Here is a 14,104-nt window from a genome sequence, read left to right on the forward strand (position 1 = left end):
TCAGAGACGCCGCTAATGCGGCTCCTCAGCATAAGGTCATTGAGTGTCGGGTCCGGTGGTGACCATTGCTCCGCTCAATCTTCCAGAATCTCATCCGGATAGACGCCGAAGAGGCGGGTCTGGTCGAGCCAGCCGTCATATTGGTCGCCGTTGACGCGACACCAGCCGCCGGCGCATTCGGTGACCGAGGTCAGCACGAAGGGCTCAAGTTCCGCAACGATATCGGCATCGGAGCGGGAGCGGGCCCTGAGTGGGGTCCGGTCGTTCTTTTCCCATGGCGTCACCAGCGCGGTGCGGCGGCCGGACAGCAGGGAATGGAACACCCAGCCGACCTTACCCTCCCAGTCGCGAATGCGGCGCCAGTTTTCAAATTCCTGTATGATCTCGACCGGAAGACCGGACTGAACGAAGGTCCAGGCTATGGCATGCTCGCGTGACGGGCCGACCCGCACGTTAACCCGGTCCGATTTCAGACTGACGAAACGTGGAATGGGTAAACCTGACGCGCCGGTCGTCGTGCCTTGCGCTGCTGCGGGCGCCGTCAGCCAGGTCATGGCAAACAGGATTGTCATCACACACAGAATGTGGCGGCTGCCTGGAAACGAACGGGTCATATTATCCGGCTGTCCAATTGTTCTTGATCTTTGAGTTGCGTCAAATCTGTAACGAAAAAACTGCGTAAAAACCACCTTGCCGATTCTGGCTGGTGGGCAATACGCGGCGAATGAAACCGATCTCTTGTTTCTGCCGAACCATCTGGTAAGGAAAGGGTGTGGTCTCATGCGCTCGCGCAACGCGCAGCATCAAAGTGAATCCGTTGGGGTTAACAAATTCCCAACGTAGCGCGAAAGGCAGTTGGTATGGCGAAAAAGAAGCCTGTCGTTGTTGTGACCCGGAAGCTTCCGGAAGTGGTCGAAACCCGAATGCGGGAGCTTTTTGAAACGCGTCTCAATGAAAATGACAGACCTTTCAGCCAGGCGGAGCTTGTGGAAGCCGTCAGAAATGCCGATGTCCTGGTGCCGACCGTTACAGACCGGATCGATTCGTCGGTCCTCTCCCAGGCAGGTGAGAACCTCAAGCTGATTGCGAATTTCGGCAACGGGGTCGACAACATCGATGTCGTGACCGCCAACAATCGCGGTATCAATGTCACCAACACGCCGGGTGTGCTTACCGAAGACACCGCCGACATGACCATGGCACTGATGCTTTCGGTGCCGCGTCGACTTGCCACAGGCATCGGTGCCCTGGCTTCAGGCGATTGGGCAGGATGGTCGCCGACCTGGATGCTCGGACACCGGATCTGGGGAAAACGCCTCGGCATCATCGGCATGGGCCGCATCGGTCAGGCCGTCGCGCGCCGGGCGAAAGCATTCGGTATGTCGATCCACTACCATAACCGGCGCCGGGTCGCCGACGAGGTGGAGGAAGAACTGGAAGCCACCTACTGGGAAAGCCTCGACCAGATGCTCGCCCGCATGGATGTGGTTTCGATCCATTGCCCGCACACACCCGCAACCTTCCACCTGCTGTCAGCCCGCCGGCTGAAACTCCTGAAAAAGGACGCTTACGTGGTCAACACGGCGCGTGGCGAGGTCATCGACGAAAACGCGCTGATCCGCATGCTGGAAGCCGGCGATCTTGCCGGAGCGGGTCTGGACGTGTTCGAACACGAACCCGCCGTCAATCCCAAGCTGGTGAAATTGGAAAACGTGGTCCTGCTTCCCCACATGGGATCGGCCACGATCGAAGGCCGCATTGAGATGGGCGAAAAGGTCATCATCAACATCAAGACCTTCATGGATGGTCACCGGCCGCCGGATCGCGTTTTGCCGTCGATGCTTTGACATCCGTCCGGATTTCCTGTGGAGCCAGCTTCCAACGAAATGCGCGTAAAGGTTCCAGACCGACTATTCTGGCTGGAGAGGCTGGAAGGCGGACGTGCCTGGCTAGACAGTCTTCCGGACCTGATTTCGCGCGCTCGAGAACGTTTTCAGATTTCAGCTCTCGGACAGCCGTTCGAGGGCGGCAACGTTTCACTTGTCATCCCGGCCGAGCGCAACGGGGAAGAGGTTGTTCTCAAACTTCAGTTCGTTCACCGGGAAACCCGGTTCGAAGCTGACGCGCTCTCCCGCTGGGACGGCAATGGTGCTATCCGTCTACTCGACCATGCTCCGGAGCTCGGCGCGCTTTTGCTGGAACGCTGTCGTCCGGGTCAGCTTCTGGCCGAGTCTGAAGACGTTGACCAAATCGGCGTACTTTCGAACCTGCTCAAGAAACTGCTTGTCCCGGCAGACCAGCCGTTTACGAACCTGGCCGACGAGGCCGCGCACTGGCGCGCATCGATAAGGTCCGATTGGGAAAAAGCCGGAAAGCCATGCGACACGTATCTTGTCGACCTTGCCTTTGACGCCTTGGGTGAACTGACGAAGGACGAGACCGGCAAGGTATTGCTGCATCAGGACCTTCACGGCCACAATGTGCTTTCAGCCAACCGCGAACCCTGGCTGGTGATCGATCCAAAACCGCTGGTCGGCGATCCGGCTTTTGCCCTCAGTCCGATCGTTCGGAGTTTCGAATTTGGACATTCGAAACGCGACGCGCTTTACCGGTTGGATCGTTTGTCAGAGGAACTTGAATTGGACCGGGAGAGGGCCCGGCTATGGACAATCGCCCAGACGATGGCATGGGCGTTTGAAAGCGACTTTTCCCACCGCCATTTCGAAACATCACTCTGGTTGCTCTGAATGCAATCGACTCTCTCTGCGCGGAAGGCTGTACGAAAAATGCGGAAAGATCAAAACCCCGCCGCATTGCCGGGAACCAGCCGTGTAATTGTGCCTGCGGCCTCTCCCTCCGGATTGATATAAGTGAAGCTGCCCGGAGCGTAGGAAATCTTCCAGAACCCTTCCGGTCCGCCATCCCACTTCACATAGTAGCCGTCATCCTTCAGCGTCACTTTACCTTTCAGCGGAGCATCCGCTTTCGGCAGCTGCATGTGCGCCACGGTTTCGTTCGGGTAGTAGATGATAGCGTCCTCACCTTGACCGACATCAACGTAGTGCGTTGATCCGATCATTACGACTGCAAGCAGCTTTCCGGTAAGAATATCCATTAGTTAAGTCCTTTCGGTTTGTTTGCCTGATTGCTTGGTGAACATGCGCTGTTCGGCTGCCCTAAAGGGTTTTTCGAAAGTGCCGGCGCCATGTGGAGTGGTGGGAAAAGTCCCCGCTTTGAGACCAGGCCAGCATGATGTGCGTCTCGCTGCCCTCAGTCAGCCGGATGTTCGCCGGACCTGGAAGACGTGCAGGCAAATGAATCGAAACGCTTGTCTTTCCGACGTCGGACTTGCCTGAGCCGTCGATCAGGACTGACGGAAGACCGAGCTCTCCGACAGCGGCATGATCGAAGCCTGACGAAATTCGTTCACTCGACTGAAACCGGCCATTTTCCATCCGCATCATGACAAAATAGGCGTTCTTCAGGCCAGGTGACGAATTGAAACCAATCGCGAGCCAACCGTTCGTCGGAGCTGCCATCTGCGCATGAAGCCGCTGCTTCCGGAAGTACCAGCTGAATTCGACCCCATCTGAATGAATTCGCTTCTCCTGGCTGTTCCATTTGGTCGCTGCAATTGCGGAGGCCGTCCAGAAGAGAAGACATCCCGCCGCCCCGATGACCAGGAACCGCCGGTCCATGAAATGGAGATCGTACATCGTTTGCCTCCTGCGTAGTTGTCAAGTAGCTTGACTAAAGGCGATGATTCATTCTGTCAAGTAACTTGACGATATTAATCTGGAACGGAAAATGACGAAATACAAGAAGCCCGACCATGTCGGCTGGGATCTGTGGCAGGCAACAGCTATTTGGAAACAACGCTTTACCCAAGGCATGGTGGGACATGGCCATACCTGGTATGCGGAAGCCCGCGGCAGCCTCATGCAATTCCTGAGCGATGAAGGCATAGCGCAAACGACCCTTACGGAGCGGTCAGGACTGACCAAGCAAGCCGTTCAACAACATCTGGATGATCTGGCCGACGACGGAATCATACGCCGTGAACCCGACGCAGGTGACAAGCGCCGGAAGCTTGTTGTTCTGACGGAACAAGGCATGCGCGCCTTACGGGACGCGACATCCGTAAAGCTGAAAATCGAAAAGGAGTATGCGAATGCGCTCGGCGCCGAGAAGCTGGACACATTGAAGGCCGGTCTCAAAGCCATCATCAAGCTGGGTGCCTGATCCGGTAGGCCCGACCCGATTGTCAGTGTCTACGTGACCGTCAATTCCCGTATTTTTTCCAGAGGGCGTCGTCCCCAAGCCCTTCGACAAATGCCTTGTGTGCCGAAAATTCCTCTTCTGTCAGCCTGGCCGCAAGAGGTGTCGGGCGCGGTTTGGCATTGAACCTGCCGAGTTCCCCCGAAACAACTGACGGTCCGCCCGTCGACGCCGCCTCTTCCTCCGGCATAAGGCCGAGAGCTGTCTGGCGTCCGCCGATCAGCTCCAGATAGACTTCCGCCAAGATTTCCGCGTCGAGAAGAGCGCCGTGTTTGACGCGTCTTGAGTTGTCGATACCGTAGCGGGAACACAAAGCATCCAGAGAATTCGGGCCTGTCGGATGTTTGCGTCTTGCGATTTCAAGCGTGTCCAGGACCTGGGTGTTCGGGATCGTCCGCCGGCCTGCCCGATCGAGTTCCGTGTTGATGAACCCCATATCAAAAGCAGCGTTGTGGATGACCAGTGTGGCGTCGGCGACAAATTCCAGAAACTCATCAGCCACCGCGGCAAAAAGCGGCTTGTCGGAGAGAAACTCTTCCGAGAGCCCGTGCACACGGAACGCTTCTTCCGGCATATCCCGCTCTGGATTGATATAGACGTGATAGGAGTTTCCGGTCGGGATGTGGTTGATCAGCTCAACGCCGCCGATTTCCACCAGCCGGTCGCCACCTCTGGGGTTCAGTCCGGTCGTTTCCGTATCGAAGGATATTTCGCGCATTTTTTGCCTTTCGCCTCGATACCCACTGTGCAGCTCCGGTTTCAAGAGGCAAGACTGACCAGTTGTTTTCCCCGGTGTTCAGCCTTTCCTAAACGCGTTCGCCAAGTTCCTGCAGGATCTCGGCTACGCGCTGCTCCGCGGCCTCAAACCCGAGTCCCGTGTCGATCAGGAAGTCGGCCTTTTCCCGCTTTTCGGCATCCGGCACCTGTTTTTTCAGGATTGCTTCGAAACGCTCCGTCGTCATGCCTTGTCGGGACAGCACACGCTCTCGCTGGATATCGGCATCTGCTGTTACGACCACGATCACATCGACCCTGGCTTCAGCGCCTGTTTCGAAGAGAAGCGGAATATCCAACAGCACCATCGAGTGTCCGTCCAGTCTTACCAGATCCAGAAAGGTCCGTTCTTCCTCGTGCACCAGCGGATGAACAATCTCTTCCAGACGTTTCATCGCCTCCGGATTGCCGAGGACCTGTTTTGACAAAAGGGTTCGATCGACCTTGCCGTCTACCACTGTTCCCGGAAACGCATCGCTGATCAGAGGGACCGCGCTGCCTTCATAAAGGCGGTGCACGGCCGCGTCGGCATCATGCACCGGAATCCCGTGGGCAGCGAACATCTGTGCCGTGGTCGACTTACCCATGCCGATGGATCCGGTGAGCCCGATTTTGATCATGAGATGACTCCAAGGTCCTTCAGAGCAAGCGTTCGCAATTCATCGGTGACCTGCGGGCGCACGCCGAACCATCTTTCAAACGCGGGAACGGCCTGGTGCAAGAGCATTCCTATTCCGTCCACGGTCGGATTACCCCGTAGGGCGGCAGCTTTCAGGAGATCGGTTTCCAGGGGTGCGTAGACGATATCATTGACCAGCGCGTGTTTCGGCAAACCGGCCAGGTCGATCTCAAGCGGCGGCTTTCCGGTCATTCCAAGGGATGTCGAGTTCACCAGAAGATCTGTTTCTCCAAGGAGTGTCCCCAGCTCATCCCAGCCATGGGCAAACGTTCCGGCTCCAAACTCTTCCGCGATTTTCTGCGCTTTTTCGACAGTTCGATTGACGATATGCACTCTTGTGAATTTTCTGGAGAGCAACGCCCAGACTATCGCACGCGCCGCGCCGCCTGCGCCAAGCACAAGCGCGGATCCGGTGGAATTGTCCCAACCCGGTGCCAATTGGTCGAGATTGCCGAGAAACCCGAGACCATCGGTGTTTGCGCCACAAATTCTGCCGGTGTCGTCCAGCCACAGCGTATTGGCGGCACCCATTGCTTTTGCGGCACCATCCAGCCAGTCGCATACCTTTGCAGCCGTCTCCTTGTGCGGAACCGTAACATTTGCACCAATCAGGCCTGACGCGGAAAAGTTCCGGTAAAACTCTTCGGCAATCTCCGGGGCCACGTCGACACGGCCGTATTCCCCGTCTATGCCGAGTTCCTTTAGCCAATAGCCATGGATTAGCGGGGACCTTGAATGGGCAACCGGGTGACCGGTGATTGCCGCCTTTCTGGGAGAAGCGTTCATGTCTCCAAAACCTTCATCATCCGCAATTGGGCGAGCAACGGCAACAGAGGCAAACCGAGAATAGTGAAATAGTCGCCTTCAATTTTTTCAAACAGTTGCACGCCAAGACCCTCCAGCTGGTAAGCTCCAACGCTGGAGAGAACATCGTTTCCGGCAGCAGCCAGGTAATGACCGATGAACGCGGGGGTAAGCGCGCGCATTGTCAGACGCGCGGTCGAGACCTGGCGCCAGACCGCCTCGCCGTTCTGCGAGATCACAACAGCAGAATGAAGTTCATGGGTTTTTCCCGAAAAGGAGAGCAACTGCCGCCTGGCGGCTTCCATGTCTTCAGGCTTGGTGCGGCGTTTGCCCTCAAATGCGAGGATCTGGTCCGCACCGACCACAAGATCGCCATGCCTGCGCCCGCTGACGTCATTGGCCTTGGCCTCTGCCAGAACACTGGCGAGATCTTCGGGCGGAAATCCGGCTTCAAGGAGCGGGGCCTCGACCGCGCGTTCGTCGACATCAGAGGGGTCGACCTCGATCGCCAAACCTGCATTTTTCATCAGTTCAGCGCGGATCCTGCTTCCGCTCGCCAAAACGAGTGCCATGTTTCCTCTTTTGCCCTGCTGTGCGATCGCTTCAGACCGCTTTTTCCGTTTCTGATTTGAAATCCTTGAAAAGCGTCAGGATTTCTGCAGCTGTTTCTTCCACCGACCGGCGTGTGACGTCAATAAGCGGCCACCTGTGTTCGGAGCAAAGCCGGCGCGTCATCGTTACTTCCTGCGAAATTTCCTTCCGGTCGACATACGTGTCGTTGTAGCCATCGGAATTCAATGACAGGACCCGGTTCCGGCGGATCTGCTGAATACGTTCAACGGACGCGATCAGCCCGACAATCATCGGCCGTTTCAGTTTTTTCACGTGATCGGGAAGCGGTATCCCCGGAACCAGAGGCACATTAGCCGCCTTGATGCCCCGGTTGGCCAGATAAATGCAGGTCGGTGTCTTGGATGTTCTGGAAATTCCGATCAGGACAATGTCGGCTGATTCCAGATCGTCCCAAACCTGACCGTCATCGTGCAGCATCGTGTAGTTGAGCGCTTCCATTCGGCGGAAATACTCCGCATCCAGTTCGTGCTGGCCGCCCACGCGATGGGTCTGTGTTACATTAAGATAGGACTGGAATACAGCGAACACCGGGTCGAGAATGTTCACGAAGGGAACACCGAGTTCACGGCATTTTTGTTCCAGGCGATTGGCAATTTCATCGTCCACAAGCGTATAGAGCACGATCCCGGGTGCGTTTTCGATTTCCGAGATCACCCTGTCGAGCTGTTTTGACGAGCGGACCAAGGGGTAAACGTGCTCTATTTCCTGAACATTCTCATATTGCACCGTTGCCGCCCGTGCGACCGTCATCAGTGTTTCACCGGTTGAGTCGGACACAAGATGCAAATGAAAGTAGTGTCTCGACTTGTTCACGATATCATCCCCAGGGCTGTTGACGAATTGGGAGTCTCGTCCCGACTTGCGCAGGTGTCACGAAGTTTATGCCCGTTCAGCAAGAATTGTTAACAATGCATTAACGCGCGCAAACTGGATCCGAAACGAATATGGGTTGGTGTGAATTCACATGGAGACTGTGACATTTCGACAGACTATCCACGCGGACACAATTTCTTAACGAAAGGTAAACACTCCTTCAAGTGCCTGGAATCAATCTCTAAATTTGGTTATCGACTCTTGGGGAACGATTCAGCCGGTTCTTCGGGATAATTTTCCCGTCCCTGAATTTTGACTAAGTGCATTGTGGACAGAAAATGATCCCGGTAATCCACGCGCAAACAGAAAAAACAGATTCAAAATAAGAATCTTATTTGAATTGAAATGTGGGAAAGGTCCATCCGATGAAATCCGAAGACAGAGCCGTGATGCGGGTTCTCTCAGGAGAAAAACTCTGGCCACCTCCCATTTGGATGATGCGGCAAGCCGGACGCTATCTCCCCGAATACAGGGAAGTCAGAGCCAAAGCCAAAAACTTCCTGGATTTCTGCTACTCGCCGGATCTGGCAACAGAGGTCACTCTCCAGCCGATCCGCCGCTATGGTTTTGATGCAAGCATTCTGTTTTCAGACATCTTCGTCGTTCCCGATGCGATCGGGTATCCGGTTCGTTTTGAAGAAGGCCGGGGTCCGGTTCTGGAACCTTTGTCTTCCGATCTGATCGACCGTCTTGAACAGGATCGTGCCGAGGACCACCTGAAACCGGTCATAGAGACCGTTTCACGCCTTCGGGTGGAACTCCCAGCAGAGACAACACTGTTGGGCTTCTGTGGGGCTCCCTGGACCGTTGCGTGCTATTCCGTTGCAGGTCATACGACACAGGATCAGGTAGCGGCACGCGTTGGCGCTTATCGCGACCCGGATCTGATGCAGCGCTTTGTCGATCATCTTGTGACAGCGTCGATCCGGTACCTTTTGCGTCAGTTCGAGGCAGGTGCCGATGCGGTCCAGATATTCGACACCTGGGCAGGCGTTCTGGACGATGCCGGGTTCCGCCGTTGGTCGATCGAACCGACACGCCGGATTGTCGACGGGGTCAAGGCGCAGCGGCCGGATGCGAAAATCATCGGCTTCCCGAAAGCATCGTCAGCCCGTTTGAAGACATTTGTCGAGGGAACCGGTGTTGACGCGGTTGGATTCGATTGGACAGCGCCGGATCATCTGGCACTGGATATTCAACGGAACATTCCGATTCAGGGCAATCTCGATCCCATGCGTCTGGTCGCCGGCGGCACCGCCCTGGAAGACGGCGTCGCTCATATTCTGAAAACATTCGACAAGGGTCCGCTGATCTTCAATCTCGGGCACGGCGTAACGCCGGACGCGGATCCGGATCATGTTGCACGGATGGTCGACCTGGTACGCGAAGGGTGATGTTTCAATGGATTTGTTTTTGTGGGTGAAATCACTGCACGTTATTTCGATTATCGCCTGGATGGCGGGAATGCTCTATCTGCCACGCCTGTTTGTTTATCACGCGGATGCTGAGATCGGTTCGGAGCAATCCGAGACATTCAAAATCATGGAGCGCCGCCTCCTGAAGGCAATCATCAATCCGTCAATGATTGCAGCATGGATATTCGGGCTTTGGGCGGCCTATGAGATATCAGCGTGGCAAGACGGCTGGTTCCACGCAAAGTTTACCCTGGTCCTGATCATGTCGGGGGTCCACGGATATCTCAGCCGGTGTGTGAAAACATTTGCCGCAGACAGGAACACGCGATCGACACGATTCTACAGGATCCTCAACGAGGTGCCGACCGTGCTCATGATCGGCATCGTCATTCTCGTCATAGTCAAACCGTTCTGACGACGGATCAAGTGCGCAAGAACGAGGCAGTTGCTGGTTGACAGCTGCCTTATTCGTGTCGGCCCAAAGCTATCTGCGAGCCCAAAAAACCAGCAGATTTGCGGGCTTGCGATTCAACGCAAAACAACGTATCTTCCGCGCACTTCAATTCGGTGCAGTGTTTGTTTTAAGTCGATACGTTTCACCGAACAATCTGGATACATCTAAAAGTCTCTCAGATATTGTCTGGCCGGCCCATCTCATACGGCACAGACCTTACCTTCCAAATGAAATCCCAATAACAACCCTGACCCCAACTCGATGCGGGAAATGAAACTCAAAGATCTAAAAGAAAAAACTCCGACAGAGCTGCTGCAGGTTGCCGAGGAGCTCGAAGTCGAAAACGCCAGCACCATGCGTAAGCAGGAGCTGATGTTCGCTATCCTAAAAAATCTCGCCGCGCAGGATGTGGATATTATCGGAGAAGGCGTCGTCGAAGTCCTTCAGGATGGGTTCGGCTTTCTCAGATCCCCCGATGCGAACTATCTGCCAGGACCGGACGATATCTATGTCTCACCTTCGCAGATCAGGCGCTTTTCGCTCCGGACCGGTGACACAGTCGAAGGACAGATCCGCAGCCCAAAAGAAGGCGAGCGGTACTTTGCCCTCCTGAAAGTCAACACGATCAACTTCGAGGATCCGGAAAAGGCGCGGCACAAGGTTCACTTCGACAACCTGACACCGCTCTATCCCGATGAACGTTTCCGGATGGAAATCGAGGATCCGACAATCAAGGATCTGTCTTCCCGGGTGATTGATCTGGTCGCGCCTCTCGGCAAAGGCCAGCGTGCTCTGATTACGGCGCCCCCGAGAACCGGTAAGACCGTATTTCTGCAGAACATTGCGAAATCCATTACAAACAATCACCCTGAGTGCTATCTCATCGTCCTTCTGATCGACGAGCGTCCGGAAGAAGTCACCGACATGCAGCGCACGGTGAACGGGGAAGTTGTCTCATCGACATTCGATGAACCGGCATCACGCCACGTTCAGGTCGCCGAGATGGTCATCGAGAAGGCCAAGCGCCTGACGGAACATGGCCGCGATGTCGTGATCCTGCTCGATTCCATCACACGCCTCGGCCGGGCGTACAACACCGTTGTGCCGTCATCCGGCAAGGTTCTGACCGGTGGTGTCGATGCGAACGCACTGCAGCGTCCAAAGCGGTTCTTCGGTGCGGCTCGTAATATCGAAGAGGGTGGCTCCTTGACGATTATCGCAACAGCGCTGATCGATACCGGCAGCCGCATGGACGAAGTTATCTTCGAGGAATTCAAGGGAACGGGTAACTCCGAAATCATCCTTGACCGGAAGATCTCCGACAAGCGCGTCTATCCTTCGATCGACATTCAACGCTCCGGTACGCGCAAGGAAGAACTCCTTGTGCCGCATGAGCGTCTCAAAAAGACTTTCGTTCTGCGCCGGATCCTCAATCCGATGGGGACAGTGGATGCTGTGGAGTTCCTTCTCGACAAGCTCAAGCAAACCAAGTCCAACGACGAATTCTTCGACAGTATGAATACCTGATCCTGGTACCTGTCGGAATTTCAAAGGCGCGGATCTCCCGGGGTTCGCGCCTTTACTTTTTGTTAACGCTTTTGCTGCGCATCCGATGCGAACGCGCCGCCTGCAGCCATTTGAATCGGACCCGATCTGATGCCCGGAAAAATCTACCTAGAAACAGATCGACTGCTTCTGCGCGCCTGGCAGGACCAGGACGTCGAGCCGTTTGCAAGAATGTGCGCAGACCCGGAAGTCATGCGCTACTTCCCGGAGGTGCTGACCCGCGACAAATCGGAAGAACTTGTTTCCAGATGCATCGACAAGCAGGGGAAGGACGGATTTTGCATGGCGCCGGTGGAGGTCAGGGATACCGGCGAGTTCTTGGGATTTGTCGGATTGAGCAGGCCAACCTACGCTGCACCGCTTCCCTTTGATCCATGTATCGAGATCGGTTGGCGATTGAAGAAGTCGGCCTGGGGGAAAGGCTATGCGAGCGAGGCGGCCCGGGCCTGGCTTCGATTCGGCTTTGAAACAATCGGACTTGATGAGATTGTCGCATTCACAATTCCCGCCAACGCGCCTTCCAGAAAGGTAATGAAACGCATCGGAATGCAGCGGGATCACGAGGGAGACTTTCTTCATCCGTCTCTTCCTGCTGATCACCCGGTCGCGCCGCATGTGCTCTATCGGTTAGCGGCATCAGACTGGATCGCGCGTTACGGCTGATACAGTCGAAGATTCACGTGAAACACTGCGCGGGCGAATATTGACCGATTTCGATTCGTACCCGAACCGATGCCAGCAAACCCTGTTTCGGGAGCATTCGGTGTTTTCCTTGTGAGTCCATCGAGCCGGTTTTCCGGTCTCAGAATTCCCGATCGGAATGTTCACCAGCGGCTCTAGGTCTTTGGGGCGCATAGGCGCAGACGGCGGAAACAGCCCGGCATTGATTCACGTGAAACACCCATCATGTGTTTCACGTGAATCGGGTAGCTGCATAGCATTGAGATCGAATCGCCGGCGTAACATTGGGCAGTAATTTATGTTGGGAGTGGCACCAATGCTTTGGCCGTGCCATGAAGCGATGACCGGTTGCCCGCGCGAGAAGAATGTACCTTTGCGTTTCCCATGCCGTTTGTTATTGAGGCACAAGTGAAGCGTATCGGCACAGCGTCTGAAGTCTCCTTCCGGAACCATAACAATGTCAGAAACAATTTATGCACTTTCGAGCGGCGCAGTGCCGTCGGGCGTTGCCGTCATTCGCGTCTCTGGTTCAAGAACCAAAGCGGTTGTTGGCGCACTCTGCGGATGTGTACCGGAAGTGCGAAGGGCAACGCTGAGCAGATTGAGGGTCCCCGAAACGTCGGAAGTCCTCGATGAAGCGCTGGTTCTGTTCTTCGAGGGTCCAAAGAGCTTTACGGGAGAAGACATCGCGGAATTTCACTGTCACGGCGGCAAGGCTGTGGTTGCGAGGCTGCTTGAAATCCTGGGCGGGTTCGAGGATTGCAGGCCGGCAGAACCGGGTGAATTCACACGCCGCGCATACTACAATGGCCGTATGGATCTGACCGAAGTCGAAGGCCTTGCAGATCTTATTGCTGCGGAAACGGAAAGTCAGCGGAAGCAGGCTGTTCGTCAGATGGGTGGCGCGCTTGGAAGTCTATACGAGGATTGGCGCAAGCGGCTAATTCACATGCGGGCGATGATCGAGGCGGACTTCGACTTCGCGGACGAAGAAGATGTTCCGGGCAGCGTTGCGGATGAAGTCTGGCAGGACGCCGGAACGCTTCGTGCCGAGATTTCCAGCCATCTCGCGATGTCGAGAAGAGGGGAGCGCTTGCGGTCCGGATTGCAGGTGGTGGTGATGGGAGCTCCGAACGCGGGCAAATCAAGTTTGCTTAACGCCATTGCCGGCCGGGATGTTGCCATCGTGACCGAAGAGGCAGGTACCACACGTGACACGATTGAAGTTCATCTTGATCTTGCTGGGTATCCAGTCACGCTGATTGATACGGCAGGTCTTCGGGAAGCTGAAGGGCGAGTTGAACGGGAAGGAATTCGGAGGGCTCAGGTTAGGGGCCAGGAGGCGGACCTCATCCTCTGGGCAGTAGAACCAGATGGCGCGGAACTGGATGATCCCGTGTCCGGTTTGCCGGTTGATCTTGGCAATGCGATTCCGGTCTGGATCGTTCGAACCAAAAGCGATCTTGTGACTCTTCCGAAACAAGACTCTTCCGAAACGCTCAAGGAAATTGCTTGTTCTGACAAGGATGAGGACGGTATGGCCGCGTTGTTTAACGCATTAACCCGTTTTGCCGAGGAAACGATTTCCTTGAGCGAGGCACCTTTGGCAACACGCGAACGGCATCGACATTACCTTTCTGACTGCCTGGCTGCTCTTGATGCTGCCGCTGAGGCGGGGCATCTACCGGCTGAATTGCGCGCCGAGGATCTGCGTCGCGCGTCCGACTGTCTCGGACGGATTACCGGGCGTATTGATGTGGAAGATCTGCTTGATGTCATCTTCCGTGATTTTTGTATTGGTAAGTGATGTTTCACGTGAATCATTGAGGCGTAGCAATGATCGGTTCTGAACCGGAACATGTTTCACGTGAATCATGTACCTGCGGGTCTGAGGCTCTTCGACGTTTATGGAAAAGGCGTGAAAATTCGGCTTGAATTCCGCTTTGA

The 14,104-nt window shown here is 55.4% G+C and carries 16 protein-coding genes; 8 read left to right on the top strand and 8 right to left on the bottom strand.

Going from position 1 to position 14,104, the window contains the following annotated elements:
- Positions 1 to 74: 74 nt before the first annotated feature.
- Complete coding sequence (locus Q0915_RS19600) at positions 75 to 572, bottom strand: SH3 domain-containing protein (protein ID WP_299479114.1); 498 nt, start codon at positions 570 to 572, stop codon at positions 75 to 77.
- 288 nt (positions 573 to 860) lie between these two features.
- Between Q0915_RS19600 and Q0915_RS19605 the strand changes: the two genes are divergently transcribed.
- Together Q0915_RS19605 and Q0915_RS19610 are read left to right on the top strand one after the other, a co-directional pair.
- Positions 861 to 1,847, top strand: a complete 987-nt coding sequence (locus Q0915_RS19605) for a D-glycerate dehydrogenase (RefSeq protein WP_299477540.1) — start codon at positions 861 to 863, stop codon at positions 1,845 to 1,847.
- Positions 1,848 to 1,865: 18 nt separating this feature from the next.
- Complete coding sequence (locus Q0915_RS19610) at positions 1,866 to 2,747, top strand: aminoglycoside phosphotransferase family protein (protein ID WP_299544395.1); 882 nt, start codon at positions 1,866 to 1,868, stop codon at positions 2,745 to 2,747.
- A 50-nt stretch (positions 2,748 to 2,797) separates the two neighbouring features.
- Here Q0915_RS19610 and Q0915_RS19615 read toward each other — a convergent pair whose 3' ends face one another.
- A complete protein-coding gene (locus Q0915_RS19615; protein ID WP_299477546.1) occupies positions 2,798 to 3,115 on the bottom strand; it encodes a hypothetical protein in 318 nt (105 codons plus the stop codon).
- Between the two features lie 61 nt (positions 3,116 to 3,176).
- Positions 3,177 to 3,716: a DOMON domain-containing protein gene (locus tag Q0915_RS19620; RefSeq protein ID WP_299477549.1), complete on the bottom strand. Its 540-nt coding sequence runs from the start codon at positions 3,714 to 3,716 to the stop codon at positions 3,177 to 3,179.
- Positions 3,717 to 3,807: 91 nt separating this feature from the next.
- Between Q0915_RS19620 and Q0915_RS19625 the strand changes: the two genes are divergently transcribed.
- Positions 3,808 to 4,242, top strand: coding sequence for a MarR family transcriptional regulator (locus Q0915_RS19625; protein WP_299477552.1), 435 nt, complete (start codon positions 3,808 to 3,810; stop codon positions 4,240 to 4,242).
- A gap of 40 nt (positions 4,243 to 4,282) precedes the next feature.
- On the opposite strand, the gene dnaQ is transcribed toward Q0915_RS19625, so the two are convergent.
- The 5 genes from dnaQ to Q0915_RS19650 form a co-directional block, all read right to left on the bottom strand.
- On the bottom strand, positions 4,283 to 4,996 hold the full coding sequence (gene dnaQ, locus Q0915_RS19630; RefSeq protein WP_299477555.1) for a DNA polymerase III subunit epsilon: 714 nt from the start codon (positions 4,994 to 4,996) through the stop codon (positions 4,283 to 4,285).
- Positions 4,997 to 5,084: 88 nt separating this feature from the next.
- Entirely contained in the window at positions 5,085 to 5,672 is a 588-nt protein-coding gene (gene coaE / locus Q0915_RS19635; RefSeq protein WP_299477558.1) for a dephospho-CoA kinase, read from the bottom strand.
- Positions 5,669 to 6,517, bottom strand: a complete 849-nt coding sequence (locus Q0915_RS19640) for a shikimate dehydrogenase (protein ID WP_299477561.1) — start codon at positions 6,515 to 6,517, stop codon at positions 5,669 to 5,671. Before Q0915_RS19640 ends, coaE begins: the two co-directional genes overlap by 4 nt.
- Complete coding sequence (locus Q0915_RS19645) at positions 6,514 to 7,107, bottom strand: Maf-like protein (protein WP_299477564.1); 594 nt, start codon at positions 7,105 to 7,107, stop codon at positions 6,514 to 6,516. Before Q0915_RS19645 ends, Q0915_RS19640 begins: the two co-directional genes overlap by 4 nt.
- Positions 7,108 to 7,138: 31 nt before the next feature.
- Positions 7,139 to 7,981 (bottom strand): pyruvate, water dikinase regulatory protein, encoded by an 843-nt coding sequence (locus tag Q0915_RS19650; RefSeq protein ID WP_299477567.1) that lies wholly within the window; start codon positions 7,979 to 7,981, stop codon positions 7,139 to 7,141.
- Positions 7,982 to 8,406: 425 nt separating this feature from the next.
- Between Q0915_RS19650 and hemE the strand changes: the two genes are divergently transcribed.
- The 5 genes from hemE to mnmE all read left to right on the top strand — a co-directional run bounded on the left by hemE (position 8,407) and on the right by mnmE (position 13,964).
- A complete protein-coding gene (gene hemE / locus Q0915_RS19655) occupies positions 8,407 to 9,435 on the top strand; it encodes a uroporphyrinogen decarboxylase (RefSeq protein ID WP_299477570.1) in 1,029 nt (342 codons plus the stop codon).
- A gap of 7 nt (positions 9,436 to 9,442) precedes the next feature.
- Positions 9,443 to 9,871, top strand: coding sequence for a protoporphyrinogen oxidase HemJ (hemJ, locus tag Q0915_RS19660; RefSeq protein WP_299477572.1), 429 nt, complete (start codon positions 9,443 to 9,445; stop codon positions 9,869 to 9,871).
- A 300-nt stretch (positions 9,872 to 10,171) separates the two neighbouring features.
- Entirely contained in the window at positions 10,172 to 11,437 is a 1,266-nt protein-coding gene (rho, locus tag Q0915_RS19665; RefSeq protein WP_299477575.1) for a transcription termination factor Rho, read from the top strand.
- A 129-nt stretch (positions 11,438 to 11,566) separates the two neighbouring features.
- Entirely contained in the window at positions 11,567 to 12,139 is a 573-nt protein-coding gene (locus tag Q0915_RS19670) for a GNAT family N-acetyltransferase (protein ID WP_299477578.1), read from the top strand.
- Positions 12,140 to 12,614: 475 nt separating this feature from the next.
- Positions 12,615 to 13,964 (top strand): tRNA uridine-5-carboxymethylaminomethyl(34) synthesis GTPase MnmE, encoded by a 1,350-nt coding sequence (gene mnmE / locus Q0915_RS19675; RefSeq protein ID WP_299477581.1) that lies wholly within the window; start codon positions 12,615 to 12,617, stop codon positions 13,962 to 13,964.
- The last annotated feature ends 140 nt before the right edge of the window (positions 13,965 to 14,104 follow it).

It is taken from the genome of uncultured Roseibium sp. (assembly GCF_947494555.1).
Classification (GTDB): domain Bacteria; phylum Pseudomonadota; class Alphaproteobacteria; order Rhizobiales; family Stappiaceae; genus Roseibium.

Bases quoted from the DNA above. Each gene is read 5' to 3' on its own strand.
- Q0915_RS19620 (WP_299477549.1), bottom strand. From the start codon at position 3,716: ATGTACGATCTCCATTTCATGGACCGGCGGTTCCTGGTCATCGGGGCG.
- rho (WP_299477575.1), top strand. From the start codon at position 10,172: ATGCGGGAAATGAAACTCAAAGATCTAAAAGAAAAAACTCCGACAGAG.
- hemJ (WP_299477572.1), top strand. From the start codon at position 9,443: ATGGATTTGTTTTTGTGGGTGAAATCACTGCACGTTATTTCGATTATC.
- Q0915_RS19640 (WP_299477561.1), bottom strand. From the start codon at position 6,517: ATGAACGCTTCTCCCAGAAAGGCGGCAATCACCGGTCACCCGGTTGCC.
- coaE (WP_299477558.1), bottom strand. From the start codon at position 5,672: ATGATCAAAATCGGGCTCACCGGATCCATCGGCATGGGTAAGTCGACC.
- Q0915_RS19615 (WP_299477546.1), bottom strand. From the start codon at position 3,115: ATGGATATTCTTACCGGAAAGCTGCTTGCAGTCGTAATGATCGGATCA.
- Q0915_RS19645 (WP_299477564.1), bottom strand. From the start codon at position 7,107: ATGGCACTCGTTTTGGCGAGCGGAAGCAGGATCCGCGCTGAACTGATG.
- Q0915_RS19625 (WP_299477552.1), top strand. From the start codon at position 3,808: ATGACGAAATACAAGAAGCCCGACCATGTCGGCTGGGATCTGTGGCAG.
- dnaQ (WP_299477555.1), bottom strand. From the start codon at position 4,996: ATGCGCGAAATATCCTTCGATACGGAAACGACCGGACTGAACCCCAGA.
- Q0915_RS19600 (WP_299479114.1), bottom strand. From the start codon at position 572: ATGACAATCCTGTTTGCCATGACCTGGCTGACGGCGCCCGCAGCAGCG.
- mnmE (WP_299477581.1), top strand. From the start codon at position 12,615: ATGTCAGAAACAATTTATGCACTTTCGAGCGGCGCAGTGCCGTCGGGC.
- hemE (WP_299477570.1), top strand. From the start codon at position 8,407: ATGAAATCCGAAGACAGAGCCGTGATGCGGGTTCTCTCAGGAGAAAAA.
- Q0915_RS19605 (WP_299477540.1), top strand. From the start codon at position 861: ATGGCGAAAAAGAAGCCTGTCGTTGTTGTGACCCGGAAGCTTCCGGAA.
- Q0915_RS19670 (WP_299477578.1), top strand. From the start codon at position 11,567: ATGCCCGGAAAAATCTACCTAGAAACAGATCGACTGCTTCTGCGCGCC.